Annotated in this window: 22 protein-coding genes; 7 read left to right on the top strand and 15 right to left on the bottom strand. The window is 41.6% G+C overall.

From position 1 onward, the window contains the following. The first annotated feature begins 20 nt into the window (after nucleotides 1–20). Nucleotides 21–3,422: an FG-GAP-like repeat-containing protein gene (locus AC1XUO_RS02615; RefSeq protein WP_483328199.1), complete on the top strand. Its 3,402-nt coding sequence runs from the start codon at nucleotides 21–23 to the stop codon at nucleotides 3,420–3,422. After that, entirely contained in the window at nucleotides 3,419–4,774 is a 1,356-nt protein-coding gene (locus AC1XUO_RS02610) for a vanadium-dependent haloperoxidase (RefSeq protein WP_483328198.1), read from the top strand. The genes AC1XUO_RS02615 and AC1XUO_RS02610 overlap by 4 nt, the downstream gene beginning before the upstream one ends. Nucleotides 4,775–4,862: 88 nt before the next feature. Here the strand turns inward: AC1XUO_RS02610 and AC1XUO_RS02605 are convergent, their stop codons facing one another. Together AC1XUO_RS02605 and AC1XUO_RS02600 are read right to left on the bottom strand one after the other, a co-directional pair. After that, nucleotides 4,863–5,621, bottom strand: coding sequence for a patatin-like phospholipase family protein (locus tag AC1XUO_RS02605; protein ID WP_483328197.1), 759 nt, complete (start codon nucleotides 5,619–5,621; stop codon nucleotides 4,863–4,865). 61 nt (nucleotides 5,622–5,682) lie between these two features. Beyond that, nucleotides 5,683–6,525, bottom strand: coding sequence for an MBL fold metallo-hydrolase (locus tag AC1XUO_RS02600; RefSeq protein ID WP_483328196.1), 843 nt, complete (start codon nucleotides 6,523–6,525; stop codon nucleotides 5,683–5,685). 59 nt (nucleotides 6,526–6,584) lie between these two features. Here AC1XUO_RS02600 and AC1XUO_RS02595 point away from each other — a divergent pair, with 59 nt between their 5' ends. The 4 genes from AC1XUO_RS02595 to AC1XUO_RS02580 all read left to right on the top strand — a co-directional run bounded on the left by AC1XUO_RS02595 (nucleotide 6,585) and on the right by AC1XUO_RS02580 (nucleotide 12,447). After that, nucleotides 6,585–8,993, top strand: coding sequence for a GH92 family glycosyl hydrolase (locus AC1XUO_RS02595; RefSeq protein WP_483328195.1), 2,409 nt, complete (start codon nucleotides 6,585–6,587; stop codon nucleotides 8,991–8,993). Nucleotides 8,994–9,163: 170 nt separating this feature from the next. After that, entirely contained in the window at nucleotides 9,164–10,312 is a 1,149-nt protein-coding gene (locus tag AC1XUO_RS02590; RefSeq protein ID WP_483328194.1) for an FAD-dependent oxidoreductase, read from the top strand. Between the two features lie 316 nt (nucleotides 10,313–10,628). Further along, nucleotides 10,629–11,645: a threonine aldolase family protein gene (locus tag AC1XUO_RS02585; protein ID WP_483328193.1), complete on the top strand. Its 1,017-nt coding sequence runs from the start codon at nucleotides 10,629–10,631 to the stop codon at nucleotides 11,643–11,645. Nucleotides 11,646–11,856: 211 nt separating this feature from the next. Then, nucleotides 11,857–12,447 carry a hypothetical protein gene (locus tag AC1XUO_RS02580; RefSeq protein WP_483328192.1) on the top strand — a complete coding sequence of 197 codons (591 nt, stop codon included), beginning with the start codon at nucleotides 11,857–11,859 and terminating at the stop codon, nucleotides 12,445–12,447. A 68-nt stretch (nucleotides 12,448–12,515) separates the two neighbouring features. On the opposite strand, the gene AC1XUO_RS02575 is transcribed toward AC1XUO_RS02580, so the two are convergent. The 10 genes from AC1XUO_RS02575 to AC1XUO_RS02530 all read right to left on the bottom strand — a co-directional run bounded on the left by AC1XUO_RS02575 (nucleotide 12,516) and on the right by AC1XUO_RS02530 (nucleotide 24,807). Further along, nucleotides 12,516–13,208: a DUF421 domain-containing protein gene (locus AC1XUO_RS02575; RefSeq protein WP_483328191.1), complete on the bottom strand. Its 693-nt coding sequence runs from the start codon at nucleotides 13,206–13,208 to the stop codon at nucleotides 12,516–12,518. Nucleotides 13,209–13,242: 34 nt separating this feature from the next. After that, on the bottom strand, nucleotides 13,243–14,001 hold the full coding sequence (locus AC1XUO_RS02570) for a hypothetical protein (RefSeq protein WP_483328190.1): 759 nt from the start codon (nucleotides 13,999–14,001) through the stop codon (nucleotides 13,243–13,245). Nucleotides 14,002–14,263: 262 nt separating this feature from the next. Then, nucleotides 14,264–14,824 carry a TetR/AcrR family transcriptional regulator gene (locus tag AC1XUO_RS02565; protein WP_483328189.1) on the bottom strand — a complete coding sequence of 187 codons (561 nt, stop codon included), beginning with the start codon at nucleotides 14,822–14,824 and terminating at the stop codon, nucleotides 14,264–14,266. A 107-nt stretch (nucleotides 14,825–14,931) separates the two neighbouring features. Continuing rightward, the gene (locus tag AC1XUO_RS02560) at nucleotides 14,932–15,879 is read right to left on the bottom strand and encodes a DUF4249 domain-containing protein (RefSeq protein WP_483328188.1); all 948 of its coding nucleotides are present in this window, start codon (nucleotides 15,877–15,879) and stop codon (nucleotides 14,932–14,934) included. Between the two features lie 2 nt (nucleotides 15,880–15,881). After that, complete coding sequence (locus tag AC1XUO_RS02555; RefSeq protein WP_483328187.1) at nucleotides 15,882–18,284, bottom strand: TonB-dependent receptor; 2,403 nt, start codon at nucleotides 18,282–18,284, stop codon at nucleotides 15,882–15,884. 264 nt (nucleotides 18,285–18,548) lie between these two features. Next, nucleotides 18,549–20,633 carry a M3 family metallopeptidase gene (locus AC1XUO_RS02550; protein ID WP_483328186.1) on the bottom strand — a complete coding sequence of 695 codons (2,085 nt, stop codon included), beginning with the start codon at nucleotides 20,631–20,633 and terminating at the stop codon, nucleotides 18,549–18,551. Nucleotides 20,634–20,669: 36 nt separating this feature from the next. Continuing rightward, entirely contained in the window at nucleotides 20,670–21,590 is a 921-nt protein-coding gene (locus tag AC1XUO_RS02545; protein ID WP_483328185.1) for an SMP-30/gluconolactonase/LRE family protein, read from the bottom strand. A 102-nt stretch (nucleotides 21,591–21,692) separates the two neighbouring features. Then, nucleotides 21,693–22,661: a 23S rRNA (adenine(1618)-N(6))-methyltransferase RlmF gene (gene rlmF, locus AC1XUO_RS02540; RefSeq protein WP_483328184.1), complete on the bottom strand. Its 969-nt coding sequence runs from the start codon at nucleotides 22,659–22,661 to the stop codon at nucleotides 21,693–21,695. A gap of 12 nt (nucleotides 22,662–22,673) precedes the next feature. Beyond that, nucleotides 22,674–23,462: a DUF3050 domain-containing protein gene (locus AC1XUO_RS02535; RefSeq protein ID WP_483328183.1), complete on the bottom strand. Its 789-nt coding sequence runs from the start codon at nucleotides 23,460–23,462 to the stop codon at nucleotides 22,674–22,676. Between the two features lie 229 nt (nucleotides 23,463–23,691). Then, nucleotides 23,692–24,807, bottom strand: coding sequence for a Gfo/Idh/MocA family protein (locus tag AC1XUO_RS02530; protein WP_483328182.1), 1,116 nt, complete (start codon nucleotides 24,805–24,807; stop codon nucleotides 23,692–23,694). A gap of 188 nt (nucleotides 24,808–24,995) precedes the next feature. On the opposite strand from AC1XUO_RS02530, the gene AC1XUO_RS02525 reads away from it, so the two are divergent. Next, entirely contained in the window at nucleotides 24,996–25,940 is a 945-nt protein-coding gene (locus tag AC1XUO_RS02525; RefSeq protein ID WP_483328181.1) for a ring-cleaving dioxygenase, read from the top strand. Between the two features lie 80 nt (nucleotides 25,941–26,020). Here AC1XUO_RS02525 and AC1XUO_RS02520 read toward each other — a convergent pair whose 3' ends face one another. Genes AC1XUO_RS02520 through AC1XUO_RS02510 form a run of 3 tightly spaced genes read right to left on the bottom strand, consistent with a single transcriptional unit; the run spans nucleotide 26,021 to nucleotide 26,977 of the window. Further along, nucleotides 26,021–26,299 (bottom strand): hypothetical protein, encoded by a 279-nt coding sequence (locus AC1XUO_RS02520; protein WP_483328180.1) that lies wholly within the window; start codon nucleotides 26,297–26,299, stop codon nucleotides 26,021–26,023. A 2-nt stretch (nucleotides 26,300–26,301) separates the two neighbouring features. Beyond that, nucleotides 26,302–26,721 carry a hypothetical protein gene (locus AC1XUO_RS02515; protein ID WP_483328179.1) on the bottom strand — a complete coding sequence of 140 codons (420 nt, stop codon included), beginning with the start codon at nucleotides 26,719–26,721 and terminating at the stop codon, nucleotides 26,302–26,304. Nucleotides 26,722–26,758: 37 nt separating this feature from the next. Continuing rightward, a complete protein-coding gene (locus AC1XUO_RS02510; protein WP_483328178.1) occupies nucleotides 26,759–26,977 on the bottom strand; it encodes a hypothetical protein in 219 nt (72 codons plus the stop codon). Between the last annotated feature and the right edge of the window lie 6 nt (nucleotides 26,978–26,983).

Genomic DNA, 26,983 nt, shown 5'->3' with positions numbered 1-26,983 from the left:
TCATTTTATTTTCTGTTTCAATGATGAAACTAAATAATGGCTTTTACCCGGCCTCCTTCCTGTTCGTTATCATTATTACACTTATCGGTTGTGGCAAATCAGAAAAATCTGATGAGAAAAAAACAACAGAAACCGGCCCTCAGCTTTTTACTTTGCTTTCGGCAGAAAAAACCAAAATTGATTTCAGTAATACACTGACCGAAGGTTTAAATACCAACGTCATGATGTATGAGTATTTTTACAATGGCGGCGGCGTGGCAGTCGGTGACTTGAATGGCGACGGGCTGGATGATATTTATTTTACCGGAAATATGGTTTCGAATAAACTGTATCTCAACAAAGGGAATATGCAGTTTGAAGACATTACAGCAATATCCAACGCAGCGGGTCGTGAAGGCCCATGGAAAACCGGCGTTACCATGGCAGACGTTAATGGTGACGGCTTACTGGATATTTACGTTTGTTATTCAGGGAGTTTGTCTCCTGAAAAGTTGAAAAATCAGCTTTTCATTAATAAAGGACCAAATGGTTCAGGTATTCCGCAATTTGAAGAAAAGGCAGAACAATACGGACTGGCAAATTCTTCTACCAGCACACAGGCAGCGTTTTTTGATTATGACCGGGATGGCGATCTTGATATGTTTTTGTTAAATCATAATCCAAAAGCGCTACCAATTTTAGATGAATCATCAACCGCAGAATTTCTTAAAAAGGAAGATTCTTCGGCAGGTGCGCGGCTTTACCGAAATAATATGAACGGTAATGCGGAGCCTGTTTTTGAGGATGTTACGAGGAAAGCAGGAATCCATAGTTCGGCATTAAGTTATGGATTAGGTATCGGTATTTCGGATGTTAACATGGATGGATGGCCTGATCTTTACATTTCAAATGATTATTCAGTCCCCGATTTTTTATATATCAACAACAAAAACGGAACCTTTACAGATGTGACAGATGCCGGCATCGGGCATACTTCACACTCTTCGATGGGTAATGAAATTGCCGACTTTAACAATGACGGTTTGCCGGATATTTTCACACTGGATATGCTGCCCGAAGACAACCGCAGACAAAAACTTCTGGTTGGACTGGACAATTATGAATTGTTTGATTTCAATGTGAAAATGGGTTTTCATCATCAGTATATGCGGAACATGCTTCAGTTAAATGAAGGTGTGACAGGCGGATCTGTCGGGAAATCGGTTACGCCGATGTTTTCTGAAATCGGTCAATTGTCCGGCGTTTCAAATACGGACTGGAGTTGGGCACCTTTGTTTGCTGATTACGATAATGACGGATGGAAGGATTTGTTTATAACGAACGGTTATCTGAGGGATTATACCAATATGGATTTCCTGAAATACATGGGCGATCATTTAAAAAGGAAAGAGGGGCAGGTAAGGAGGGAAGATGTATTGGAATTGGTAAATCAAATTCCGTCGTCAAATATTCAGAATTATCTTTTCAAAAATAACAAAGATTTAACTTTTAAAAACGTTGCCGCAGATTGGGGTTTAGGACAGGTTTCAAATAGTGGAGGGGCTGCTTATGCAGATCTTGATAACGACGGCGACCTTGATCTGGTTATCAATAATATTAATATTCCCGCCTTTATTTATCAGAATGAAGGAAGCAAACAATTAAAAAATCATTACCTGAAACTGAAATTACAAGGAGAGGGCAAAAACACGATCGGGACAGGCGCAAAAATCACCATTTACCAAAAAGGCGAAAAACAATATCTGGAACAAATGCCAACGCGCGGATATCAATCGAGTGTTTCGCCGGTTCTTCATTTCGGCTTGGGTAATTCGGCGATTATAGATTCGTTAAAAATTATCTGGCCAGGTGGAAAGCAGGAGAAAATTATCACCCCAAAAGCAGATCAGCTGCTTACTTTATCAGAAAAAAATGCGACAGGAAAACAGGTGATACCAACACCGCAAGTGCCATTAGTAAATCTGGTCACCTCACCGATAACCTATAAAAATCCTGCAAATAAAATCAACGACTTCAAACGCCAGCCGTTAATGGTGAATGCCGTTTCTTTCTCAAATCCTAATCTGACAAAAGGTGACGTGAATGGTGACCAGCTGGAAGATGTATACATTGGCGGAGGTTATGGAGAAGCGGGGAAATTATTTTTGCAGCAAAAAAACGGATCTTTTACAGCGAAACCTGTTTCAGCTTTTGAGGCAGATAAACAAAGCGAAGATACCGATGCAGCATTTTTTGATGCCAATGGCGACGGGTTTGTTGATCTATATGTGACAAGCGGCGGATATGCTAATTTTCTGCCGGAAGATCCATTGTTGCAGGATCGTTTGTATATCAATGATGGCAAAGGAAATTTTACAAAAGCGGCAGATGCTTTACCCAAAATGCTTTTCAGTAAAAGTTGCGTTCGGGTTGCAGATCTGAATGGTGATGGAAAATCTGACCTGTTTGTTGGCGGCAGAGTTATTCCCGGCAGGTATCCGGAAATGCCAAGAAGTTATATACTGATCAATAATGGCCAAGGCAAATTCACGGACCAGACTGCCGCAATTTGTCCTGAGCTGAAGAAAATTGGTATGGTTACGGATGCGGCCTGGGCAGATATGAACGGCGACAGAAAACCGGATCTGGTTTTGGCAGGAGAATGGATGCCAATTACGGTTTTGGTAAATAATGGTGGAAAACTGACAAACAAAACGACTGATTATTTCGATAAGTCATACAGCGGCTGGTGGAATGAAATTCTGGTCGATGATATCAATGGTGATGGCAAACCGGATATTGTTGCCGGTAATATGGGTCTGAATACGCAGTGTAAAGCCAGCGACGCAGAGCCGGTTGAGATGATTTATAAAGATTTTGACGACAATGGTTCAGTTGATCCGATTCTTTCATTTTACATTCAGGGAAAAAGCTATCCGTATGTTACACGCGATGAAATGCTAGACCAGATGAGTATCATGAGAACCCGTTTTCAGGATTATAAAAGTTATGCAGATGCAACGTTAACAGATATTTTCACCAAAGAGGAGCTGGAAGGTGCTTCGCATTTGAAATCAAATTTCCTGAAAACAGCATATTTCGAAAGTAATACCGCGGGTAAATTAAAAGAAAAGCAGCTACCGCTGGCAGTTCAGTCTTCACCGGTTTATACGATCACAGCATACGATTTCGACAAGGACGGCAAAAAGGATTTATTGTTCTGTGGAAACAGCAACCGGGCCCGTCTTCGTTTCGGGAAATATGATGCTAATTACGGCGTTTTATTGAAAGGTGATGGCAAGGGGAATTTTGAATACATACCTCAAAACAAATCTGGTTTTGCACTAAAAGGAGACGTTCGCAGTGTTTTGCCGATTGGAAATACGTTGTTGTTTGGGATCAATCAGCAGGAGCTTAAAGCATATAAAGTGACAAAGAAATGAGAATTCGTTCATACCTCCCCATATTAATTATTACCTTTTTATTGAGTTGTAACAGGAAAGGTGAAAAATCTCCCGAACTGGATCCGGCGATTATTGGCCACGTTACCAGGGAAATGACGGATGTGATGGTGCACGATGTTACCAATCCGCCACTGGCTGCTCGTTTTTATTCTTATGCTTGTCTTGCAGGATATGAGATAATTGCGCAAAATGATTCAGCCTATAAATCAATGCATGGGGTTTTAAATGATTTTCCCGTGATCACAAAACCGGAAGGACTGACAGAATATTCATACCAATTGAGCGCGGTTTTGGCGATGCTGGAAACTGCAAGAAAAATGCAGCCGTCAGGTGAATTGTTGCTGCAAAAATATCAGGACCGGTTACTTGATTCCTGCAAAACTTTGGGTTTTAGCGAAGAAGTTATAACGGGTTCCGCGGCTTATGGATTAGGTATCAGTAAGCAAATTTTAAAATATGCGAAAGCCGATAAATACAACCAGATCAGTAATTTTCCACGTTATGCTCCCACGGAAGTGAAGGGTAGCTGGTATCCGACGCCTCCGGGATATTTCCCTCCTGTTGAACCATATTTTAAAACGGTACGCCCTTTTACGCTCGATTCTTCTTCTCAATTTAAACCAGCCGAGCCTGCACCATTTTCGGAAGATAAAAATTCTGAATTTTATAAAATGATGCTGTCCAATTATCAAACAAAGATAGAAGGAGAAGCAAAGGTGACAGCCGCATTTTGGGATTGTAATCCGTTTGCGTTGGAAAACAAAGGCCACTTACTGGTGGGGATGAAAAAAATTTCTCCGGGAGCACATTGGATCGGGATAACTGATATTGCCTGCAAACAATCAAAAGCTGATTTTTCAAAAACACTGCTGGTAACTACGTCGGTTGCAATTGGTTTGATGGATGGATTTATGGCATGCTGGGATGAAAAGTATAGAAGCAACCGGATTCGCCCGGAAACGGTGATCAGAAAATACATTGATCCGAACTGGAAACCGTTTTTACAGACACCTCCATTTCCCGAATATCTCAGTGGGCATTCTGTGGTTTCATCAACCGCAGCTGTTATTCTGACCCATTATTTTGGAGAAAATTTTGCTTATACAGACACGGTAGAAGAGCGGTTTGGTTTGAAGGCCAGAAAGTTTGCGTCCTTCAATCATGCTGCAAAAGAGTCAGGAATGTCAAGATTTTACGGAGGAATTCACTTCATGGACGCCGTAGAAAATGGCTGGACACAGGGAGAACATGTCGGGAACTGGGTAGTAAGTCGGCTGTCGGCTGTCAGCAATCAGCCGTCAGTTTTGAGCAAAACTACTGCAAGTCGATGATTGGCAAATTGTGAAAAAAGGGAGATAATAGTAAAGCTATTAAGCTCCTTAATTAACTAATGAAAGCCGATGGCCGACTGCCAACTGCCTAAAATATAATTTCTTTTTCAGCCAATAATTTGCGTGTGTATTCATATCCAATATCGTAAAGCTTTTGTGCTTTGCGGAAATCGAAGGTATTGAAAGTACTCAGTTCCGGAGCTTCGATAAGCAGATCGCAGCGGTCGAGGCTGGCCTTGGCTTTATGCCGCATCGCCAGTTTTATACTCTTATATGTAATGTGATACATGTGCGATGAGGGTTTAGAAATAAGCAGCGGGTTACAATGAATACCAATGATGTAATCCGCTTCTTTTTCGACCGGCGCAACGGGCAAATTATTGAAGATTGCACCATCAATCAAGTCACGTCCTTCCCAATGCAGGGGTTTGAAGATACCTGGTAAACAGCACGAAGCCAGCACAACTTTCCCCAATTCTCCTTTTTGAAACGTCACTTCTTCTCCGGCGTGAAGATCAGTTGCAGTAACTACTAAAGGTATTTTTAAAGCTTCAAAAGTATTTTCGGGGATGTATTTTTTTAGAATTTCTTCAATTCTGTCAATCTTTAAAAGGCCTCCTGAACTGAACCCAAATCTTAAATAGGAACTGAATCTTGTTTTTTGGATAATGTCAAATATTTCGTCGGCGGTATATCCATAAGCGATCAGCGCACCAACAAATGCGCCCGCACTGGTTCCGCTGATGATCGCTGGTTTGACGCCATATTCTTCAAGTGCCTTAATCGCGCCGATATGGGAAATTCCACGAGCGCCGCCACCTGATAGTACTAGTGCAATTTTCTTCATTTTGTTTAAACGCGGAGTTGAGGTATTATCGGCAAAGTTGGGCAGATTATTATTTTAAGTTCTATATAAAATTCACCAAATCCCCTCTTTCCAAAATCTTTATACCTTTCTCCGTTTGTTCAACGATCGCGGCTTCGTACGTTGGGTCGTGTTCAAAAAGTAAAATGCACTTTTCTTCAACAGCTTTTTTTAATACATTTTCTTTTTCCTGCATCGTCAATAATGGGCGCACATCATAGCTCATGACCCAGGGAAGAGGAAGGTGAAATGAGGACGGTATCAAATCTGCGGCATAGATAATTTTCTGGTTTTGATAGGAAATCACAGGAAGCATCATTTGTTCGGTATGCCCATCCACATGAATAAATTCAATATTTTCGAAGGGTGAAATACCTTTCTCAATAAATTTCAACTGGCCGGATTCCATAATAGGCAGGATATTTTCTTTCAAAAACGAAGCCTTTTCACGCGGGTTCGGATTGGTTGCCCAGTCCCAGTGAGATTCATTAGACCAGTAGGTGGCATTGGAGAAAGTTGGTAAAAGGACAGATTTGTCTGTATTATATTTCACTGCACCGCCAACGTGATCGAAATGCAAATGTGTTAGTAAAACATCTGTAATATCTTCCGGTTTGAAACCAGCATTTTTTATCGACTGGATTAAGGTAGCGTCGCCATGTAAATCGTAAAAGCCGAAGAATTTTTCGTCCTGTTTATCACCCAATCCTGTGTCGATCAGGATAAGTTTGTCACCGTCTTCGATAAGCAAACATCGCATCGCCCAGCTGCAAAGATTTTTTTCATCCGCCGGATTATGCCTGTTCCATAGCGTTTTTGGGACAACGCCATACATAGCGCCGCCATCAAGTTTGAAATAACCGGTATCGATCGTGTGAATATTCATAAGGGCAAGAAGATATTTATTCGTCTGACAAGTAGCTTTCAGCGTAAAGTTAGTTATTAATGGAGAAGTTAATAATTTCGGCTTCGCATCCATTCTCGACAACCCGGCTAAATATCAAATATTTGAATTTTATTATGTATTATTATTCCCGTTTTTTTAAAATATCGGTTGGTTTCCTGACTGGATTTATAATGATTGGTCATTTTTCCATTGCGCAGAAACTACCCATTCAGTATGTAGAAACAAGAATCGGAACTGCACCCGCCGCGACTGAAAGTGCCAAAATGCATAGTGAGGCAGGAAGTGAATTGAAAGGCCAGACGATGCCAGCTGTTGGATCGCCATACGGAATGACGCAATGGACGCCGCAGACGAGGTCAACGGAAACTAAATGTATAGCGCCTTATTATTATGCTGATACTCTTTTTCAGGGTTTTCGGGGAACGCACTGGCTCAATGGTTCCTGTGTTCAGGATTATGGAACTTTGACGGTCATGCCACTTTCCGGAGAGCTTATCGTGAATCCTGAAAAACGAGCATCCAGTTTCCGGCATGAAACGGAGATCGCAACACCTGCATATTACAGCGTAACTTTGGACGATTATCAGATCAACGCGGAAGTGACTTCTCTGGCCCGCTCGGCGATGTTGCGCTTTACCTATCAGGCTGGGAAGGAAAATTTTATTGTGATCGAACCGAATAGCGATGAAGGAGAAGGTTTTGTTGAGGTTTTTCCTGAAAGAGGAGAAATTGTTGGTTATAATCCTGTACATAGAATTTATCAGGGTTCCGGCCAGTCAGCAGGGTTCAGTGGATATTTTGTTCTAAAATTTGATACGCCGTTCACGCAGTATGGTGTGTGGGAATCCGATACGATTGTGCCGATGGGCAGAACGAGAGCTGGAAAAGGTAAACTTGAAAAATTAGGTGCTTATGTTGGTTTTGGCAGCAAAGGAGGTGCTGTGATTGTTCAAATTGGAACGTCATTTACAAGTCTCGAAGGCGCAAGAGCCAACCTCAAAAAGGAACAGGCAGGAAAAAGTTTCGATGCCGTGCGCCGTTACACTGAAAATCAATGGAATGAGGCGCTTGGAAAAATAAAAGTTACGGGAAGTGAAAAAGATAAAATCCTTTTTTACAGCGCACTTTATCGAACCAAATTATCACCAAGGTTATATTCGGATGTAGATGGCCAGTACCCTTCCTTCGCGGGTGGAACGCCACTTCAAAAAGCGGATGGTTTCGATTACTATTGTGATTACAGTATGTGGGATACCTTTCGCGCGTCCATGCCTCTAAACGTGCTTTTGGAACCCAAAAAATCAGGTGACATGATGCAGTCGCTCGTAAAAAAAGCGGAGCAGGGGGGCTGGATGCCTATATTTCCCTGCTGGAATAGTTATACGGCTGCCATGGTCGGTGATCATGTCATGTCAGTTATGGCTGATGCGTATGTTAAAAATGTGAGGAATTTTGATGTGAAATCGGGATACCAGTATTTGAGAAAAAACGCCTTCGATGTTAATGCTGACCCTAAAAGTTACGAAGCTGGAAAGGGGAGGAGAGCACTTAGTTCTTACTTGAAATACAATTATATCCCGCTGGAAGATAGCGTATGGCAGGCTTTTCATAAACGCGAACAAGTTTCCCGCACGCTGGAATACGCCTATGACGATTTTTGCCTTTTTGTTTTGGCAGAAGAATTAGGCCATTCCGAAGATGCGGCTGCTTTGAGAAAACGTTCGATGAATTATCAGCATGTAATTGATCCACAGATGGGTTATGCACGGGGCAGGTATGAAAACGGGAGCTGGATCAAATTATTTGACCCATTTGAAAAACGGTCAAGTTTTATTACCGAAGGCTCGCCGGCGCAGTATACCTGGTTTGTGCCACAGGACATTGCCGGTTTGAAAAAGGCTGTGGGAGGAGAAAGGGCTTTTATAAATAAACTCGATACACTTTTTCAGCAGGGATATTATTGGCACGGAAACGAGCCGAATCATCAGATTTCTTATCTGTATAATTATGTCGGACAACCCTGGAAAACGCAGAATCAGGTACGAAAAATAATCCGGGAGGAGTATGATGTAACTCCCGGTGGATTAAGTGGCAACGAGGATGGAGGCCAGATGTCTGCATGGTTGGCTTTTAGCATGGCTGGACTATATCCTGTGACGCCCGGAACGCCATATTATGTACTTGGAACCCCAATTTTCGAAGAAGTTTCTTTTCAGTTTTCAAAAAACAAAAAATTTAAAATCAAGGCGGATGGCGTTTCTGAGCAGGCTAAATATATACAGTCAGCAAAATTGAATGGCAAAACTTTCACAAAAACTTATTTGTCACATCAGGAAATAACGGATGGCGGCGAGTTGGTTTTAGAAATGGGAACAAAACCAAATGAAAAATGGGGAACTGCGACAAGTGATGCGCCACCTTCTCTGACGAAGGAGCAGGAATATTGATTAGGTGATGTAATATATTGCAAAACTGGCACTATGAGATGTTTAAATTGTATTAAACAAAATATGAATTAATTTAAATTCTGAAATTTTGCTTTTCTGCCATATAAAATTTGTAATCGAGTTAGGGGTTGATTAATTTTCCTGTGAAACGTCCTATTACTCCCTTTCAAATGAATCGTAGAAACTTTTTTCAAAAGGCTGTTCCCGCCAGTTTTGCCCTTGGTGCCGTTGCAGCCTCCTGTGCGCCGAAGACACAACTCACTTATCCCGACAAACATTACCATATCAGCCGTGGATATCATCAAATTCCGAAGTTGCGCCTCTCGATGGACCGTATTGTGAAGGAAACAGTAGGTTTGCGGCCTTTTCGGCCTTCCGGGCCACGTATTGAATCGGAGCAATTAGGAAGTAAAACCATCGTGCATAACTACGGTCATGGTGGAAGCGGGTGGTCGCTGTCGTGGGGAACGGGAAATATGGCCAGGAAACTGGTATTGGCTACTAACGAGAAAAAAGTTGCGCTGCTGGGTTGCGGAACCGTAGGCATTGCCACGGCCCGTTTGTTACAGGAAAGCGGCTGCGAGGTAACGATCTACACGAAGGATGTTCCGCCAAATATTACCAGTAATCTCGCCACAGGCACCTGGTCGCCGGCTTCGCGGGTGTGTGATGTAAAAGTAGCAAAACCTGAGTTTAAAGCCATCTGGGAAGATGCGACCCGCTTTTCTTTCCGACGCTTTCAATTCTTTTTAGGCATGGACGATATTGCTTGCTGGGCAGAAGAATATGGTGTTTTCAAAAAGGAACCGGTCTATATTCCGGGAGCAGGCGGAGAAGATTTTGAAATACACGGTTTGATTCCGGAGCGTGTAAAATTAACTGCAAAAGAACATCCGTTCAACGCCGATCACGTGACGCGGAGGACAAACCTGATGTTTAATATTCCTACATATTTACGCCATCAGTTAACAGATTTCGTCATGTTTGGCGGTAAAGTTAAAATCCAGGAAATCAAATCGCTCGAAGATATTGACGCACTGCCTGAAAAAGTAGTGGTAAATTGTATGGGTTTAGGCGCAAAACCAGTTTTCAACGATCAGGAACTGACCCCTGTGTCCGGACAACTTTCCTGCCTGATTCCGCAAAGTGACGTAAACTACAAACTATATACGCAAGGTGCCAATTTCATTTCCAGAAAAGACGGGATTTATATCGGCAGCAACGGTATTGTCGGCAATTGGGATACAACACCGAGCAAAGAACAAACCGAAAAAACCGTCGGCATCATCCAAAAATTAATGGAAGAAATGCGAGGATAATCACGAAATATACAACACCCTGAAAGGGTTAATATCTCAGCCCCGGGCGTTGCCCGGGGTTTTGTGTTAACGGGGGGTGTGTTAACCGGGGTTTTTTGTTAACCGGGGTTTTTTGTTAACCGGGGTTTTTTGTTAACCGGGGTTTTGTGTTAACCAGGGTTTTCGTGTTAACCGGAGGTTTTCATATAAATTCTTTTCAAAAATATTCAACCTTTCCTTCCGACTTGGCTAACTTTAAGATCAAGTGACAGGAGCTAATCACTTTGGTTGAAGTTCACAATATTTTAATACTAATTTTTATTAATATTTATTTTCAATGACAATAGATCTTCGAAGCGATACTGTTACCAGACCGACGAAAGAGATGCAGGAGGCAATGTGGGCTGCGCCGGTAGGTGATGATGTGATGGGCGACGATCCGATGGTAAGTGCTTTGCAGGAAAAGGCTGCGAGTTTGTTTGGTATGGAAGCAGCTTTGTTTTGCCCATCAGGAACGATGACCAACCAGCTGGCAATTCGCGCGCACACTCAGCCGGGAAGTGACGTGATCTGCGATAAGAACTCGCATATTTATCTTTACGAAGGTGGAGGAATTATGTTGAATTCTTTTTCTTCCGTCAAGTTGTTAGATGGCGACAGGGGAAGAATAAACGCCTCGCAAGTTATCGACGCGATAAGTCCCGAAGGTGATATTCACGCTACTGTCAGTCGTATGGTTTCGCTGGAAAACACGATGAACAAAGGTGGAGGAAGTTATTATGATTTTAACGAAATACTGGAAATTCGCAAGGTTTGCGATCAAAATAACCTTGCATTTCACCTTGATGGCGCCCGCCTTTTCAACGCATTGGTAGAAACCGGAGAGTCAACAATCCAGTTTGGTGAAGTATTTGATAGTATAAGTATTTGTTTATCAAAAGGTTTGGGGTGTCCGGTTGGTTCTTTGTTATTGGGGACAAAAGAATTAATCACAAAAGCAAAACGTTTCCGCAAAGTAATGGGTGGCGGTTGGCGACAAGCCGGTTTTTTGGCAGCCGCTGGTATTTATGCGTTGGATAATCATGTCGAACGGCTAAAAGAAGATCACAAGCGGGCCCGTGAGATCGGAGATATTTTCCTGCAAAAATCAGAAGTAGCAGAAATATATCCGGTTGATACAAACATCGTCATTATACGCATTTCACCGGAGATTTCTGCTCCGGAATATGTTCGGAACCTGGCTGAAAAAGGGATTCTAGCAGTTACATTTGGAAAAAATCTGGTCCGCTTTGTAACACATCACGATTTTAATGACGATCATTTACAAGAATTGAGAAAGAGATTGTTGAAATAATCTGCAAAATAGTAGTCGCCCTGGAACTTTGTGCGACTGCTATTTTATCATCAGCCTCTCCGCTACATATCCATAATAGATACCACGGAAACATAATTAAAATAGTTCTCTGTAAAAAAATAAATTTCCATTTCTGATCAAATTTTTTCACGAAGAAGTGGCTTTTGGCATATTTCTTCGTCTCTAATGCATCACATTAAAATGACATGTTATGAAAAATTACATTCTAAATTTCGCAGCTGCATTATGGCTGATCGGGATGGCTCAGCTTTCTCTTGCTCAGGAGATGTCAGCTGAAAGTTTGCTTGACCAGGCAGTATTAGCATCAGAAAAAGGCGATACGACTGCCACAGCCGAGGCATTAACCCAGGGAGCGGCAGCGGTGGAAAATGAAGCAAAAAGTTCTACCGGAAGTTTGAAAGACAAATTATTGAGCAAAGCAGGAGATTTGAAATCACTGATTCCGCTTGCTTCCGGGGGAAAACTTCAATCAGGAGTATTGGGAAAAGCTGTCAGCGCGGTGAAAATGTTGATTGGCGCAAACAGAATTAGTAGCTTACTGGGAAAAGGTGAATCCGGATTATTAGGAAATGCATCAAGCCTGACAAGCAATCTAGGCCTGATCAAGGCAGGCTCGTCAATTCTTGGGTCAGATTCGCAAAGTAAACTAGGCGGACTGATAGGCGAAGCAACAAAATCAGTCGGGGCTTTAAACAAAAAGGGTGTTGCAGGAAAATTGGCTGCAACTACATCAAATAAGTCGCTGAGTAGCATTGTCAGCCTCGTCGGCTCTGCACTTTAAATAAAAATAAAGCTTTTTAAATGAGCCAGGAGTCACTTCTCAGGAGTGGCTCCTGGCTTATTACGCATCTACGCTTTTCGGATCGTTTTGATTGAAGGAACCCACTCCTCTTTTCCGCAGGTATAACAGACCGCAATTCCCGGTTTTTGCTCGGTCGTATTTCCGCAGAAAGAACAAGAATGCAAACCTTTTTCTTTTATCGTTTTACTTTTCTGATTGAACTTTTCCGGCAAGATTGGCAATCCGGGCTTTACCTCATCATCTTCATAATAGAAAATACTTACCTCTCCCGACGATTCCAAATAAGCCTTCCGGACCTGCCCCAGGTGCTCAACGCTTTTCAATCTGAGCTCTGAAAAGAATTCGTCCTGTGCAAGACTTTCTTTTTTGAATTGTGTGACTGAAAACGTCCCTTCGTGGATTAGGCAAACTGTTTCTCCTTCAATAAACTTTTCGAAGTTCTTGTATTTTCCTGTCAGCCAGGTAACAAACCGATATAGTAAAATAACGGTAACAAAGACAGTGATTGCAGGAAAAAGACCTACATCTTCATAAAACATGGGATCCCCTGCCGCGGAACCTAAGGATATAATGATTACGGTTTCAAAAATAGATAATTGTTTGACTCCTCGTTTTCCTGCGATCCTAAGAACCAGCAGCAGTATAATAAACATTACTGCTGAGCGAAATACTACTTCGAAAAGAAATATTCCCGGTAGTTCATTTAGAAGCATTCGCTCCCATTCAAATATTTCTTTCATGTATCTCTCTATGTCGGATTCTGATTCTGGAAAATTATTGTCTCAAATCAAAAGTTATACCCATCACTGCTCTTTCTCCTTTAATATCTTTAACCGGCGCCTCAATGTGATATATTTCAAGTGACTTCTTTGATTTATCGATCTTGAAGGCGTACATAACCTGTTCCGATTTTTCGTTGGTGAAGGTGATACTGTTCGAAATGGGATAAATCTCGCTGACACAGTCACCGCTGTAACAAAGTGTGTAATTGGTGAACTTTTCCAGTCCTGTTACAGTGCCATCTGCTTTTAAAGTAACGTTTTGTGAAGTCTGCTTGTTATCACGAAAAATGCTGTATTCGCCTGCAATCATTCGCTCATTCAGAGCGGTTACGAAATTGATTTGAGATTTTTTAAATGTCGAATTTTTGTTTGTTTCATTCCATGCACTATCTATCAACGTGATACCCTCATCCTCATTCAGAACGAAAATCATGTCCTCGTCTTTCAGTGCTTTGATGATTTTATATTTATTTCCCGTTTTTTGGTAAGCAAGTCTGGTTTGCTCAAATCCGTAAAGAATATCTACACTATCCGTCCCATCAAAATTCAATTGGTAACAGTAAACCGGAATCAGTCCCGGAATTGAATCTGACACTTTGCTTAGGAATGTTTCATTGACGAACTTACCTGTAAGCTTCTGATTTTCATCCTCTGAAATTCGGTTACATCCCAATATAAAGATTACAGCAAAAGCCGGCAAAACAGTTAGAAATCGAAAAATAGACGAAGTATTCACCAGTTTTTTTTTCATCGTGTTGGTTTGAATGGAAGGATTTTAGTGATTTTTGGATCAAGTGTTGAACGGCCAATACTGTTTTGTGAAACGCAACGCCAATTCAGCCAAGTCTTTTTTTGTTAGTCAGATGGATAAAAAAAAGGACGTTACCTAACTTATAAAGGTAACATCCATGTCATATGATGAAGTGTAATTTCTTGTCCTTATATTATGCTTAAAAGAACTGTGCCTGTGGAAAGAATTTGGTGCCCGATTTTAATGACCATTCCTTTGATGCTTATTTTAAGTATTTCATCTTGAATAAATCCGAAACGATTTGTTTTGCTTTTTCAACAGGCCATTGGTCTTTAAAAAGCTGGCTTTCCGTCATAGCACTTTCAAACAACAGATAAATAATATCGGTGTGATCAGCTTTTTCTTCTATTAAAATTTCCTGAAAAAATTCCCGTAGTTGTGTTTTATGTTGTTGGATAGACGATAATAATCTGGTGTCCTCGGGTTGGATCTCTGAAAGCATATTGAGAAAACTACATCCTCTGAAATTTTCCTTTTTATTCATGAAAATAAGAAAATCAAAAGCTGCAAGAATTTTCTTTTTTGGCTTTTTTGATTCATCCGTAAAAAGTTTCAGCTGTGAAAACCAGACGTCCTGGCGCGCGTTCAGATATTCAATTCCCAGTTCTTCTTTGGATTTGTAGTGAAAATATAAACTCGCCTTAGCAACCCCGGCATCGCTTATGATCTGGTTGATACCGGTTGCCCGATAACCTTGCGTATGAAACAAATGAAGTGCAGTTTCTAATATTCGTTCTTTTGGTAGTATCGGGTTATGTTTCATAGTCAGGTAAAATTGAATGAACGAACAGACTTGTCTATCTACTTCTTAAATTAAGTGATAATTTTCAATAATTTATTCTCATGTTACATTTTTGATATAACGAACAATTACGGTCGATAGATAACCTGACGGTTATTGTAAGCTGCAAAACATCCCAAACCTCCCTCTATATTGTTATAAACCAAGACGGGCTCTGCGAAAGGATTGTCGTCTTCATTTTGTTCCAGCGTTTTATGATAGTCGTAATACGATTTTTCAGTATTATTTACCTCAATAATCAAAGCAATTAATTTGGGTTTTTGTTTGGCATAATACCGGGTACCATCGCTTGCAATGTACATCAGCGAGGAAGGTAAAAATCCTCGGCCTAGCGGAGAAGTGAAGGAACTTCCATCCAGATTAATATCATTTTGAAAATCGCTTCTCCCGTTATCGTCGTCCCAACGGAAACTGAAACGTGTTCTTACACGTTTTTCCACAAAATTCTCGGGTGAGTCTCCTTCGAGTACGGAAAATTCCACATCCATGTTCGCACGGACCCTGTAATAATTTGTTTCCCCAGGAATATCCTGCCAGATCATTCGAACAGTTAAAGCAGTGTCAAGACCATTTCTTCTGTTAATATAGGCGGTGTCGATCAGGTAAGATTTAATCGTTGCCTGTTTGGCGGGCACGGTGCAGCTAGCCGTCACAGAGCGCTGTCCGTCTGAAACAGACAACTTGTATGTTTCAGATGCCACAATTGCAAATTTTGCTTTATCAATGCTATATAACTGACTGGCAGAATCGTATGGGATAACAACTTCTTTTCCCCCGCCCGAAATTCTAACAATTGCATTTTTTACAACCGAGTTTCCCGAACTGGACTCGCCAAACAGAGGTATTGATTCCGTAACGACCACGTTGATCCGTGCAGCCTGCGGCGAAATAAAAGACTGAACAACAAGTTTCGAAGTTGAGCCGGGTAAATCATCAGGCGAAATTTCTGTCACAAGCGTGTCGCAGGATGAAAGCCCGGTTAGGATCAGAAGAAAAAGGAGAATATTGTTTTTCATGACTAGAACTTGAAATTATAACTGACCGAGGGCAAAACCGGAAAAAGTGAATATCGTTTCAACGTCGTCTTGGTATTGCCATTCGCTAACTCTTCCTCTGAAATATCATAGAAAAATGGGTTTCTCCGGTTGTAAGCATTATATAGGCCAATTTCCCAGGTACGCTCATACCGTTTTTTCTTTTTGTGCAGCTGAATGGCCAGGTCAAGTCTGTGAAAGGGTTCGGCACGAAAGCTGTTTTTATCACCATATTCGGTCACCTGATTACCGTTCCATGAGGTGGAAGATCTTGTTCCGATGGAGGAGAAACGTGTAAAAAAATTATCAGTAACGCCTGTAAAACTTGCTCTCGGCAGGGTGAGCGCATTTCCTGTGCCATAAACCCAGGTAGCAGAAACGGTGATTCGTTTGCTTATATCGTAAATGCCGACGACGGATAAATCATGGCGGCGGTCATAACGGGGATAAAAAGTCCGGCCGAAGTTCAGCTCGGGAAATTGCCATTTTGTCCAGGAAAGGGTATAACCGACCCACCCGGAAAAACGTCCTGTTTTTTTATGTACCAAAAATTCAGCACCATAAGACCAGCCTTTTCCGGCAGTAACGTTATCCTCCCAACTTAATTCGTTTGCATTTTCTCCACTAATGCTTAGAAATGATGCACCTTCTTTATAGTTTAAAATATTACCCATTTTCTTGTAATAACCTTCCAAAGTCAACGTCAACGCCGGTTTATCCAGATCTTTTGCCAGACCGATCGCCACTTGTTTTGATTGTTGCGGCGCAACTTTATCTGTCGTTGGAACCCACAAGTCGGTTGGAAGCCCAAGTCCGGTGTTTGAAAGTAAATGGACATACTGGTTCATTTGCGCATAGGAAGCTTTAAATGAAAAATCCCGGGCAAGACGTAAGGCGGCAGAAAAACGAGGTTCGGGTCTGATATAGGTTTTAGTTTCTGTCTGGAAAGAGCTGAGACGAAATCCCGCATTCATTTTTAAAGCATCAAAAGGCTGCCAGGTATCTTCAACATAAATTCCTCCCTCTAAGGTATTAATCGGAGTAACTGATCTCTCGATCGATTCGTCAATCAGGGAACCTTCCAGCGCCAGAGCTGAGGGGACGAACCTATGAAACGTAGCCTGCGCTCCAAATTTCACGGTATGTTTTGAAGAAGGATAAAAATCAAGATCTGTCTTCACGCCCCAATCCCGTATGGTGGAGGTATACTGTAAACTGAATTCATCACGAACGCTTCCGTCAGCATTAATGTCTTTATTGTTGTTGGAAACTCCGAAGTCAAAATTGCTGTAAATAAACGAGGTATTTACAAATAACTTTTGGCTTAACAAATGGTTCCAGCGTAAAGTAGCCGTTTTATTTCCCCAGTCAAGGCCTGCCCGGGATTCGCCGGTAGGGCTTGTTTCATTTGCATAAAACTTGTCACGACCGAAGTAGCCGCTCAGATATATTTTATCTTTTGCTCCCAGATCGTAATTGATCTTTGCGTTTATATCATAAAAATAATAACCTGGCTTGACCTGCTCAACGGCGTCACGCTGATCTCTCGCAATAAGCGGCGCGGCCAGAATATCGATATAAGTGCGCCGGGCTGAAACCAGAAATGAAGATTTTCTTTTCGAAATCGGCCCCTCCAGAGTCAACCGGGATGAGATAATACCTATGCCGCCCTCTCCATGCAATGCCTCTTTATTCCCTTCTTTCATATTCATTTCTAGCACAGACGAAAGCCGTCCGCCATATCTTGCCGGAAATCCCCCTTTTGTCAGTTCGACACTTTTCAGCGCATCACTGTTGAAGATTGAAAAAAAACCAAAAAGGTGATTAGCATTGTAAACCACGGCATCATCCAATATGATCAGATTCTGATCCGGACCGCCGCCTCGAACATATAAGCCGGTTTGCCCCTCTGTTCCTTTTTGTACGCCTGGCATTAGCTGCAAAACCTTCAAAACGTCTTTCTCCCCAAAAAAGGCGGGTAATTTTTTGATCTGCGAGATTGGAATTTCAATCTGGCTCATCTGCGCCGAACGACTGACATAATCTTCCTGCCGACGGGAAGATATCGTGACTTCATCCAATTGATTGATCGTGGATAGTAAAATATCCAGTGCTGTGTTCTTTGTCAAACTGATTTTTTGCGATGCTGTTTCGTAACCTACAAAGGAATAAACGACCAGCGCAGAATCGACGGCTGGTAATGTGAGTGAATAAAATCCGTAGGTATTGGTCACGGCACCGTAGGGGGTATCCGGAATATAGACGTTCACACCCGGTAATTGTTCGTGACTTCCTTTTTCCCGAACGAAGCCACTGATGGTGATCCGTTCCTGGGCACTAACTATGGTGAATGATGTTAAAAGAAGAATAGTAAAGATTACACGCATAGTTAGTATTCTGGTTGACTTTTGTAACGCCTTAACGATGAATATAGTATAATAAAATTTAGTGCTATCGGCAGTCAGTTGTCGGCTATCAGATTATCGCTGTAAATGAATGTTGGGACGACTGATAATTTGAGGAGGTAGTTATTAAAACCGCTTTCTAATATAATTCGTGACAATGTTAAATCAATGCCGGTATTCATCAAAAAAGGTAGCTGCCGGAATATTTCCGACAGCTACCTGCAATAATATCATGGCTCCAAAAACTTAAACAGCCTGATCCAGACCCCGGTTTTCAAGCAAATATTTAACTTCCGGTTCCCTTCCGCGGAAAGCTTTGTATAAGGTCATCGGTTCCTCAGTTCCTCCTTTTGAAAGAATATTTGTTCTGAAAGATTTGGCGATAACGGGATCGAAAATATTTCCGGCTTCTTTAAATGCTGCAAATGCGTCACTATCCAGAACTTCGGACCAGATATAACTATAATAACCAGCCGAGTAGCCGCCCGAAAAGATATGCTGAAAATAAGTACTCCGGTATCGGGGAGGAATCTGGGCGATCAAACCCAGTGCGTCCATTTTTTCTTTTTCAAAAGCCATAGTTTCCACTTTTTCGCCAGCTTGAACCGTATGATAACTCATGTCGAGGAATGAAGCAGCCAGATATTCTACCGTACCAAATCCCTGGTTAAATTTCGAGGCGTTTTTCATTTTCTCCACCAGCCCGGTTGGTATGACTTCACCAGTTTCGTAATGTTTTGCATAAAATTTCAAAACCTCAGGTTCAAAAGCCCAATGCTCCATTACCTGTGAGGGAAGTTCTACAAAGTCGCGCGGAACAGATGTGCCGGATAGAGTTTCATAATGCACTTTTGATAGAAGACCATGAAGCGCATGGCCAAATTCATGGAAAAAAGTTTCAACCTCATCGGCTGTCAGCATAGCTGGTTGACCATCAGCGGGCTTGGCAAAATTGCAAACATTTGCCACGATCGGAGAAATTTGCTGATCATTTTTTACAGATTGTTTACGATAAGATGTCATCCATGCGCCGCCTCTCTTGGACGTGCGGGAATGGAAGTCCATATAAAAAATTCCGGTATGCGTTCCGTCAGCTTCTTTTACTTCATAAGCGATCACGTCAGGATGATACTTTGGAACATCTTTAATTTCAGTGAAAGTCAGACCGTAAAGTTTTTGAACAACCTGGAAAATTCCGTCTCTTACATTTTCAAGTTTAAAATACGGACGAAGTTCCTCGGCATCATAATCATACTTTTCCTTGCGGACTTTATCCGCGTAATAAGACCAGTCCCAACCTTCAAGTTTATCACCTTTTCCTTCCTTATCGATCATCTTTTGCATTTCTTCCGCTTCCAGTTTTGCAACCGGCAAAGCAGCTTTCCAAAGTCGATTCAATAAGTCATAGGCCTGATCCGGCGTTTTGGCCATACTTTCTTCAAGTACGAAATCAGCGTGCGTTTTGTACCCAAGCAGTTGCGCCCGTTCTGAACGCAACACGGCTATACGGGAAACAATTTCTTTATTGTCCCTTTCGTCGTCATTGTTACATCGGTTGATATAACCTTTGAACATTTTCTCGCGTAGAAACCTGTTTTCAGCATATTGCAGGAACGGCATTACACTTGGATTATGCAGAGTAAATTTCCATTTTCCTTCATGTCCTGAATCTTTCGCGGCGTTGACAGCAGCGGCGATAACCGAAGATGGCAGGCCCGACAAGTCTTTCTCATCTTCAAGAATCAGTTCAAAAAGATTCGTTTCTGCAAGCAGATTTTGTCCAAACTGAACCGTCAATAGAGAAAGTTCTTTATTTATTTCACGCATTTTCACCTGCTGTTCAGCGTTCAGATTTGCTCCGCTTCTTACAAATGCCTTGTATGTTTTTTCAAGTAAACGCTTTTGTTCCTGTGATAAATTCAGGCTTTCCTGTTGATCGTTGATCGCTTTAATTTTCTCAAATAAATCAGCATTCAAATAAATATCATCTCCATGGCCGGATAATTTCGGTGCGATGACTTGTGAAAGTTGCTCGATTTCCGGAGAAGTATTTGCAGACGCGAGGTTGAAAAATACGGAACAGACTCTTGTGAGCAAGTCGCCGCTTGTTTCCAAAGCTTCGACCGTGTTTTGAAAAGTAGGAGCGTCCTCTGCTGAACAGATTACCGCAATAGCATTTTCCTGCTGCTTCATACCTTCCTCAACCGCAGGCAAAAAATGTTCCGTCTTGATTTTGTCGAAAGGCGGAACCTGAAAAGGTGTTGTATATTGTAAAAAAAACGGATTGATATCAGTTGATGTCAATCCGTTTTCATGCGATTTTGAACTCATATTGAGGCTAAATGAAAATGTTACTGGTTTCGTTTTTTACTTAACACCTTTCACCCTCATTTTTATTCCATAAACGGCAGTTTCAGATGTAATAAATAGCAGATCACGGTTTTTACCACCGAAACAAAGATTGGCAGTCCACCCTTTACTGATTGGAAAATGCGCAATTTTTTCACCTAGTTTATCAAAAACAGTAACGCCGTCTCCTGTCAGATATAAATTACCCTCTTCATCCAGGATCATACCATCCGAGCCTTTTGAGACAAAAAGTGTCTTATTGCTCAAAGATCCGTCTTTGTCGATGTCATAAACATAAGTTTTGTCTGCGCCGATATCCGCAACGAAAAGCTTTTTGCCGTCGGCCGTTCCGATAATTCCATTCGGCTTTTTAAGTTTTTCATCAACCCGGGTCAATTTTTTGCCATCGGGCGTCCGATAATAAACGTGTTCACCATCCTGCTGCATTTTCGGATCACGTTTCCAATAATCCCTTGGATAAAGCGGATCTGTGAGGTACATGCCGCCTTTTGGATCAATCCATAAGTCGTTCGGGCCGTTCAAAAGTTTGCCGTCATAGTCCTTCACCAAGACCGTCGGATTCCCTTTTTTATCAAAAGACCAAACCTGATTGTCTTCATCAGAGCAGGCAACGAGATTTCCTTTTTTGTCAAAGTACATCCCGTTAGCGCGGCCGGCTTTGTCGGAAAAAACACTGAATTTTCCGCTTTCAGCATCCCAGCGAATGATTTTGTTGTTTGGCTGATCTGTGAAAAAAACATTTCCATCCGTATCAGCAACAGGTCCTTCTGTGAATTTATAGCCATCACCCAGTTTTTCAACCTGAGCTCCCGCCATAGCGATTGAGTTTTTATCCATGATTTGAGCAGAAGCTGTCATTGAAAATAAAATTGAAAAAGTAGCCGTAGCAGCTAAGTTTAAAAAAGCGAGTCGTTTCATGGAATCAGGTGTAAAATTTTGTACCAAATGATTATGGAATATGATGATAAGCATGAAATCATCGAAATTTAATGATCCCGGGTAATCCTTTATCGGTGCCGGCTAACGATCAAAGCGTTGTTTTTTCCATTCTGCTTGTCTCGTCTTATCTAAAAAAGTCCAGGCAACGAATCTGCTGATTTTTTGTCCCTGTGACATTTCAACCGTTTTTACATCAAATGCATTTACATTTTTAAGTGTAGAATAAACACCTGGTAATGTTGTTTTTTTTGAAATAAGGGATGTGAACCAAAGGCACTGTTCCTGAAATTGCACACTTTCAGAAATCATTCGTTTAACAAAATCGTCTTCGCCGCCTTCACACCACAACTCTGCATGCTGCCCTCCAAAATTTAGTATTGAGTTGTTACTTTTCTTCAATCCGAGATTATTATTTTTTCTTTTCGTCCCTGCCTGCGCGTCCGCAGCGGAAGAATGAAATGGCGGATTACACATGGTCAGATCAAATGTTTCGTCTTTTTGGATGATACCTTGGAAAATATGCTTGGAAGAAATTTGCTCCCGGCATTCTATGGCACCTTGGAGTGACGGATTATTTTCAACAATTTTTCTGGCAGATTGGACAGAAACCGGATCTATATCAGAACCGACAAAACTCCATCCATATTCTCGGTGGCCAATAATCGGGTAAACACAATTCGCACCCGTTCCGATATCCAAAACCCTCACCGATTTCCCAACCGGGAATTTTCCGGAATTTACTGAGCCCAGCAAATCGGCGATGTAATGAATATAATCTGCCCGTCCGGGTATGGGCGGGCAGAGATAATTGGCAGGGATATCCCAATAAGAAACACCATAAAAATGTTTCAAAAGTGCCTTATTCAACAGTTTTACAGCATCAGGATTTGCAAAATCAATCGATTCGTCTCCATAAGGATTGACTGAAACAAATCTTGAAAGTTCTGGCAACTCCTGAATCAGCTGTTTGAAATCATATCGGTCGCGATGCAGGTTTCGCTCATGCAGGCTCGTTTTTTCGGTATGGATTTTCTTAGATTTTTGCGCCAATGAAATTTCAGATTATTGTAAAACTGATTTTCTACTTTCAATTGCCTCATAGACAGCGTCCCATAGGTCAATTCTTTTTTGCAAAGACTGAATACTGGCGTCCTGCGCTTCTTTCCAGAAAGCCTCGTTGTCGCCACAAAGATTCGAGGTCATTTGCAAAGCCAGATTGCTGTGATGATCACCATCCACTTCGATATGTCTTTCAAGATAATATTTGAAAATTGAAACTTCGTTTGGGAAGGTTTTACTGATATCACTGACAATCGAATGGAACATGTTCGGAATCAGATCTTCCCGCCCAAATGTAAAAGTTGCGGCCTGTAAATAATCCTTGTTGCTGCCGATAATTTCAAAAGTAGAATTTACAAAATCCTGTGTCGCTTTCGGAGCGTTCGAACTTTCAAAAGCTTTGTTTAAATCACCTTTCGATTGCAATTCAGAAACAAATTTCCGGATCTGGCTGACATCAGCGCCGCTTTGCTCCATCGCTTCGAGGTACAGTTCAAAGTGGCTTTTCAAATCACCGTTTTGATCTACATCAGATTCTTCGCCCAGCACGATTTCGTTGATCAAATGCCTTGTTACCGCCGACCCTTTTGGAAACCAGGGCACACTGGTACAAGTGAGATTATTTTGTAGCGCTTTTAATAATGACATGAAATCCCAAACTGCGAAGATGTGAAACTGCATAAACAGACGAAGATCTTCCAGTTCTGTGATTGCCGGATAAACTTTATGGTTTATTATTTGCTGCCTGAGCGGCTCAATGGCCTGTTGTAATTTATTGATATGATCGGACATACGACGATTTGAAATGTAACTTTTTAAGATTAAAAAATAATCGGCAAAGGTACACTATGGCAATTTCCTATCATATATTTTAATGGTTTTATAAGCCTGTCAATATAGCTGTTCTATTTTTAGAAGGTTATAATGTTCGGGCGTTTTTATGATTGCCTTCGTTCAGTTTAATCTACATAAAAACAAGCTTAAAAAAAATGCCTGACCCTGTGAGTCAGGCATTCCTTATTTATGCTTTATTAATAAAAACTTTCTGACCACCTTTTCTTATGGACTCATAAACGGCGTCCACAACGATCATATCTTTCAGCCCTTCCTGCCCGGTTACGTTCGGATCCGGTTTATTGTTTAAAATAATGTCTGCAATACCATCCATTTGTAACGTTTGGTGTGTTACAATAGGCTGATTCATTGGCCCGAGATGCGTCCTGCCTTTTATTGGTCCATAACTGAAAGCCGGGCTCAGTTCTACAAAACCCTTATCTCCAATAACATATAACCTTTCGAAATTATTGAAATTATAAGTAGTGCCGCAGTTCGCGATCACTCCACTTGGAAAACCCATTTGAAATGTGATCGTTTCGTCGACCTCCTTGAATTTTACAGGATCTGTTTTACTTTCCTGAGCGGTTACCCAAATCGGTTCTTCGCCAGTTGCATAACGCGCCCCATTAAGTGCATAAATGCCAACGTCCATCATGGCACCACCGCCAGCCAGTGCTTTTTTAAGCCTCCATTGGTTTGGATCGCCACTTTTAAAGCCCATGTAATTGTTGACGTGCATAATTTTTCCAAGTTCTCCCGCTTCCCGCATACGGATAAGCTCACGTGTATGCGGCTCAAAGTGCATGCGGTAACCGATGTAAAACTTAACACCCGCTTTCTCACAAGCTGCGATCATTTCACGGGTTTGTTTTGCATTATCGGCAACAGGTTTTTCACAAAGTACATGTTTTCCCGCTGCTGCTATTTGCAAAACATGCTTGTGATGGAGCGAATTTGGCGTAGTGATATATACAAGGTCAATGTCAGGATTGTTTTTTATATCCGCGACATTTTCATAATTGTAAGTGTTTTTGGCCGGAATATTATATTTCTGTTTCCAGGTATCAATCTTGGAAGGAGTGCCTGACACTACGCCGACCAGTGTAGCCATTTTGCAGCTTTGCATTGCTTCGGCCACACGGGTTGCATAACTGCCAAGGCCCATAAGTGCGACACGGAGCTGTTTTTCGGGACGTACGAATGGTTCCGGGATCACGTTTGCAGTGGACGGAAGACCGGAAAGTGCTGTCACTCCTAATCCCAGAGAAACCGTTTGAAGAAAATCACGACGAGAATTCATACGCAAAAAAGATTGGTGAATTGTATTAAAAGATATAAGATCAGTGACTTATATTAAAAGTAGAGATTTTACCTGATCTCCTTATATATCGCAATGAATGTTTTTTTTTATATTTTTCAAGATTGTGAACTAAACTTTATAATTACATGTATATACATTAAATGTAACAACATATAAATTTTAAGATCATGAATAATCTAATCAACGGCTTACACCATATCACGGCACTTGCCAGTGACGCACAAAGAAATGTGGATTTTTATGTAGGGATTTTAGGGTTGAGGATGGTGAAAAAAACGGTGAATTTCGACGCGCCGGATGTATATCATTTATATTATGGAGATGAAACGGGTACACCAGGCTCCATCGTTACATTTTTTCCTTATGCAGGTCTGGTGCGTGGGCGCAAAGGAGGAGGGCAGCTTACCTATTCCGCTTTTTCCATTCCAACCGCTTCGTTAAGTTACTGGATGGATCGTTTGGTTCAGTTTGGTATTCCTTATGCAGGACCTTACAGAAGATTTAATGAAACGTATCTTCGTTTTGAAGATTTTGATGGAATGGGCGTGGAGCTTGTTGCGAATGATCTTGACAAACGTCCGGGCTGGGATAACGGGAAAATTCCAAAAGAATTTTCTATCCGAGGAACCTATACCGTTTCACTGAATGAATTTAAAATTGATCGCACGGTTTCTTTGTTGACGGATGTGATGCAGCATAAACTGATTGCCGAGGAATCAGAAATATATCGATTTGAAAGTGGTGCTGGCGGACCTGGTTGTTATGTCGACGTACTCGAATCTCCAAAAGATATCCGTGCTTTACAAGGCGCTGGTTCTGTACATCATCTGGCTTTTGCAACAGAAAGTGATGAAACACAACTGGAAATCCGTGAGAAATTATTGTCAGGAAGTTATAATCCGACAGAAGTGCTTAACCGGAATTATTTCCACAGTATTTATTACCGTGAACCCGGCGGAATATTATTTGAAATTGCGACAAATCCTCCCGGATTTTCTGTGGATGAGAGTGTTGCAGCATTAGGGTCATCGCTGAAATTACCAGAATGGTTTGAACCCAGACGTGAAGAATTGGAGGCAGAGTTACCCGTGATCATAGCGGAAGCCAAGTAAAAGTATTGATTACCGATTATGAAAAAGTATTTTGTTCATGCCAAACCTGACATAAACAAAATACTTTTTTTAACTACCGGTCAAATGACAACTACATCGCTCACTTCAAAATTTTCATGGAAGGGATCTCCGTAAAATTTGACATTCGCGAAAACAATAATCTTGCCTGTGAGCGCTGGCAGCTTATCGAATGATGTACCTTTTGCATTTTTACCCTTCTCAAAAAACGAATTTCCTTCGGCCTCTTTTGGAGATTCTTCAATGATGAATGATAAAAGAGATCTGCCAGCGACCTCGGGATCCGCATCGATTTTGAGAATTCGAATTTTGCACCTGAAAGACATCGGTTGTGCTATCATGATTACTTTTTCTTAGTAAACGGTTTTTCTGAACCCGCAGTTTCTTCGCCCGGAGGAAGTAGGGAAGGAGCAGGAGAATCTGAGGAAAAACCTGCGTTACCATCCGGACTTAACACAGGATCCGGAGCAGATTGGGAGCTTGAACCAGAATCCATAAAGTCCATTGTTGGAGCGGGCGGTGAATCATTTGAAAATGCCTTATCCTGAAAACTTCCCGGATCGAAGCTTGGCCCGGGCCCAGCTTCGTTTTCTGTTGCAGAGTTCGCCATCTGCAACGTGGGCGCAGGCGGTGTAGCAGTTGATGACGCGGTTTCGTTGACATCAAATTTAGCTTGGTCGGGAGCGGGCGCGGTGATACTGGTGCTTATTTCCCCCTGTTTCAGAGAAGTATCCGGCGGCGGGAATATGTTGATTGTTACCATGATTTTTGAAGTTTAACTAATATTGGTTTGCTCAAACCTATAAGTAAATGGTCGTTATTTCGTTGGTGGTGTCATCGATTGAACCACTAACCGCGATACCACTGCTTTTTGCTGCCGTCAAAACCATAAACATATTGGTCGCTCCATCGGCTGTTAAAGGCTGCACCTTTCTCCATCCTAATGTTTCAATAAATCCCCATACATTTTTAGAATGGGCAGAAGAATAAACCTGCAATACTTTTTTTGAGAAATTCATGATCGT

The sequence above is a fragment of the Dyadobacter sp. HNCC25DJ186 genome, from assembly GCF_056895235.1.
This window is presented reverse-complemented; position numbering and strand designations above follow the sequence as displayed.

What these genes read in the sequence shown, in the direction of transcription:
- AC1XUO_RS02530 (WP_483328182.1), bottom strand. Translation starts at nt 24,807, where the DNA reads ATGAATTCTCGTCGTGATTTTCTTCAAACGGTTTCTCTGGGATTAGGA.
- AC1XUO_RS02520 (WP_483328180.1), bottom strand. Translation starts at nt 26,299, where the DNA reads ATGATAGCACAACCGATGTCTTTCAGGTGCAAAATTCGAATTCTCAAA.
- AC1XUO_RS02580 (WP_483328192.1), top strand. Translation starts at nt 11,857, where the DNA reads ATGAAAAATTACATTCTAAATTTCGCAGCTGCATTATGGCTGATCGGG.
- AC1XUO_RS02545 (WP_483328185.1), bottom strand. Translation starts at nt 21,590, where the DNA reads ATGAAACGACTCGCTTTTTTAAACTTAGCTGCTACGGCTACTTTTTCA.
- AC1XUO_RS02555 (WP_483328187.1), bottom strand. Translation starts at nt 18,284, where the DNA reads ATGCGTGTAATCTTTACTATTCTTCTTTTAACATCATTCACCATAGTT.
- AC1XUO_RS02515 (WP_483328179.1), bottom strand. Translation starts at nt 26,721, where the DNA reads ATGGTAACAATCAACATATTCCCGCCGCCGGATACTTCTCTGAAACAG.
- AC1XUO_RS02525 (WP_483328181.1), top strand. Translation starts at nt 24,996, where the DNA reads ATGAATAATCTAATCAACGGCTTACACCATATCACGGCACTTGCCAGT.
- AC1XUO_RS02610 (WP_483328198.1), top strand. Translation starts at nt 3,419, where the DNA reads ATGAGAATTCGTTCATACCTCCCCATATTAATTATTACCTTTTTATTG.
- AC1XUO_RS02550 (WP_483328186.1), bottom strand. Translation starts at nt 20,633, where the DNA reads ATGAGTTCAAAATCGCATGAAAACGGATTGACATCAACTGATATCAAT.
- AC1XUO_RS02590 (WP_483328194.1), top strand. Translation starts at nt 9,164, where the DNA reads ATGAATCGTAGAAACTTTTTTCAAAAGGCTGTTCCCGCCAGTTTTGCC.
- AC1XUO_RS02510 (WP_483328178.1), bottom strand. Translation starts at nt 26,977, where the DNA reads ATGAATTTCTCAAAAAAAGTATTGCAGGTTTATTCTTCTGCCCATTCT.
- AC1XUO_RS02585 (WP_483328193.1), top strand. Translation starts at nt 10,629, where the DNA reads ATGACAATAGATCTTCGAAGCGATACTGTTACCAGACCGACGAAAGAG.
- AC1XUO_RS02565 (WP_483328189.1), bottom strand. Translation starts at nt 14,824, where the DNA reads ATGAAACATAACCCGATACTACCAAAAGAACGAATATTAGAAACTGCA.
- AC1XUO_RS02560 (WP_483328188.1), bottom strand. Translation starts at nt 15,879, where the DNA reads ATGAAAAACAATATTCTCCTTTTTCTTCTGATCCTAACCGGGCTTTCA.
- AC1XUO_RS02595 (WP_483328195.1), top strand. Translation starts at nt 6,585, where the DNA reads ATGGAGAAGTTAATAATTTCGGCTTCGCATCCATTCTCGACAACCCGG.
- AC1XUO_RS02535 (WP_483328183.1), bottom strand. Translation starts at nt 23,462, where the DNA reads ATGTCCGATCATATCAATAAATTACAACAGGCCATTGAGCCGCTCAGG.
- AC1XUO_RS02575 (WP_483328191.1), bottom strand. Translation starts at nt 13,208, where the DNA reads ATGAAAGAAATATTTGAATGGGAGCGAATGCTTCTAAATGAACTACCG.
- AC1XUO_RS02600 (WP_483328196.1), bottom strand. Translation starts at nt 6,525, where the DNA reads ATGAATATTCACACGATCGATACCGGTTATTTCAAACTTGATGGCGGC.
- AC1XUO_RS02570 (WP_483328190.1), bottom strand. Translation starts at nt 14,001, where the DNA reads ATGAAAAAAAAACTGGTGAATACTTCGTCTATTTTTCGATTTCTAACT.
- AC1XUO_RS02615 (WP_483328199.1), top strand. Translation starts at nt 21, where the DNA reads ATGATGAAACTAAATAATGGCTTTTACCCGGCCTCCTTCCTGTTCGTT.
- AC1XUO_RS02605 (WP_483328197.1), bottom strand. Translation starts at nt 5,621, where the DNA reads ATGAAGAAAATTGCACTAGTACTATCAGGTGGCGGCGCTCGTGGAATT.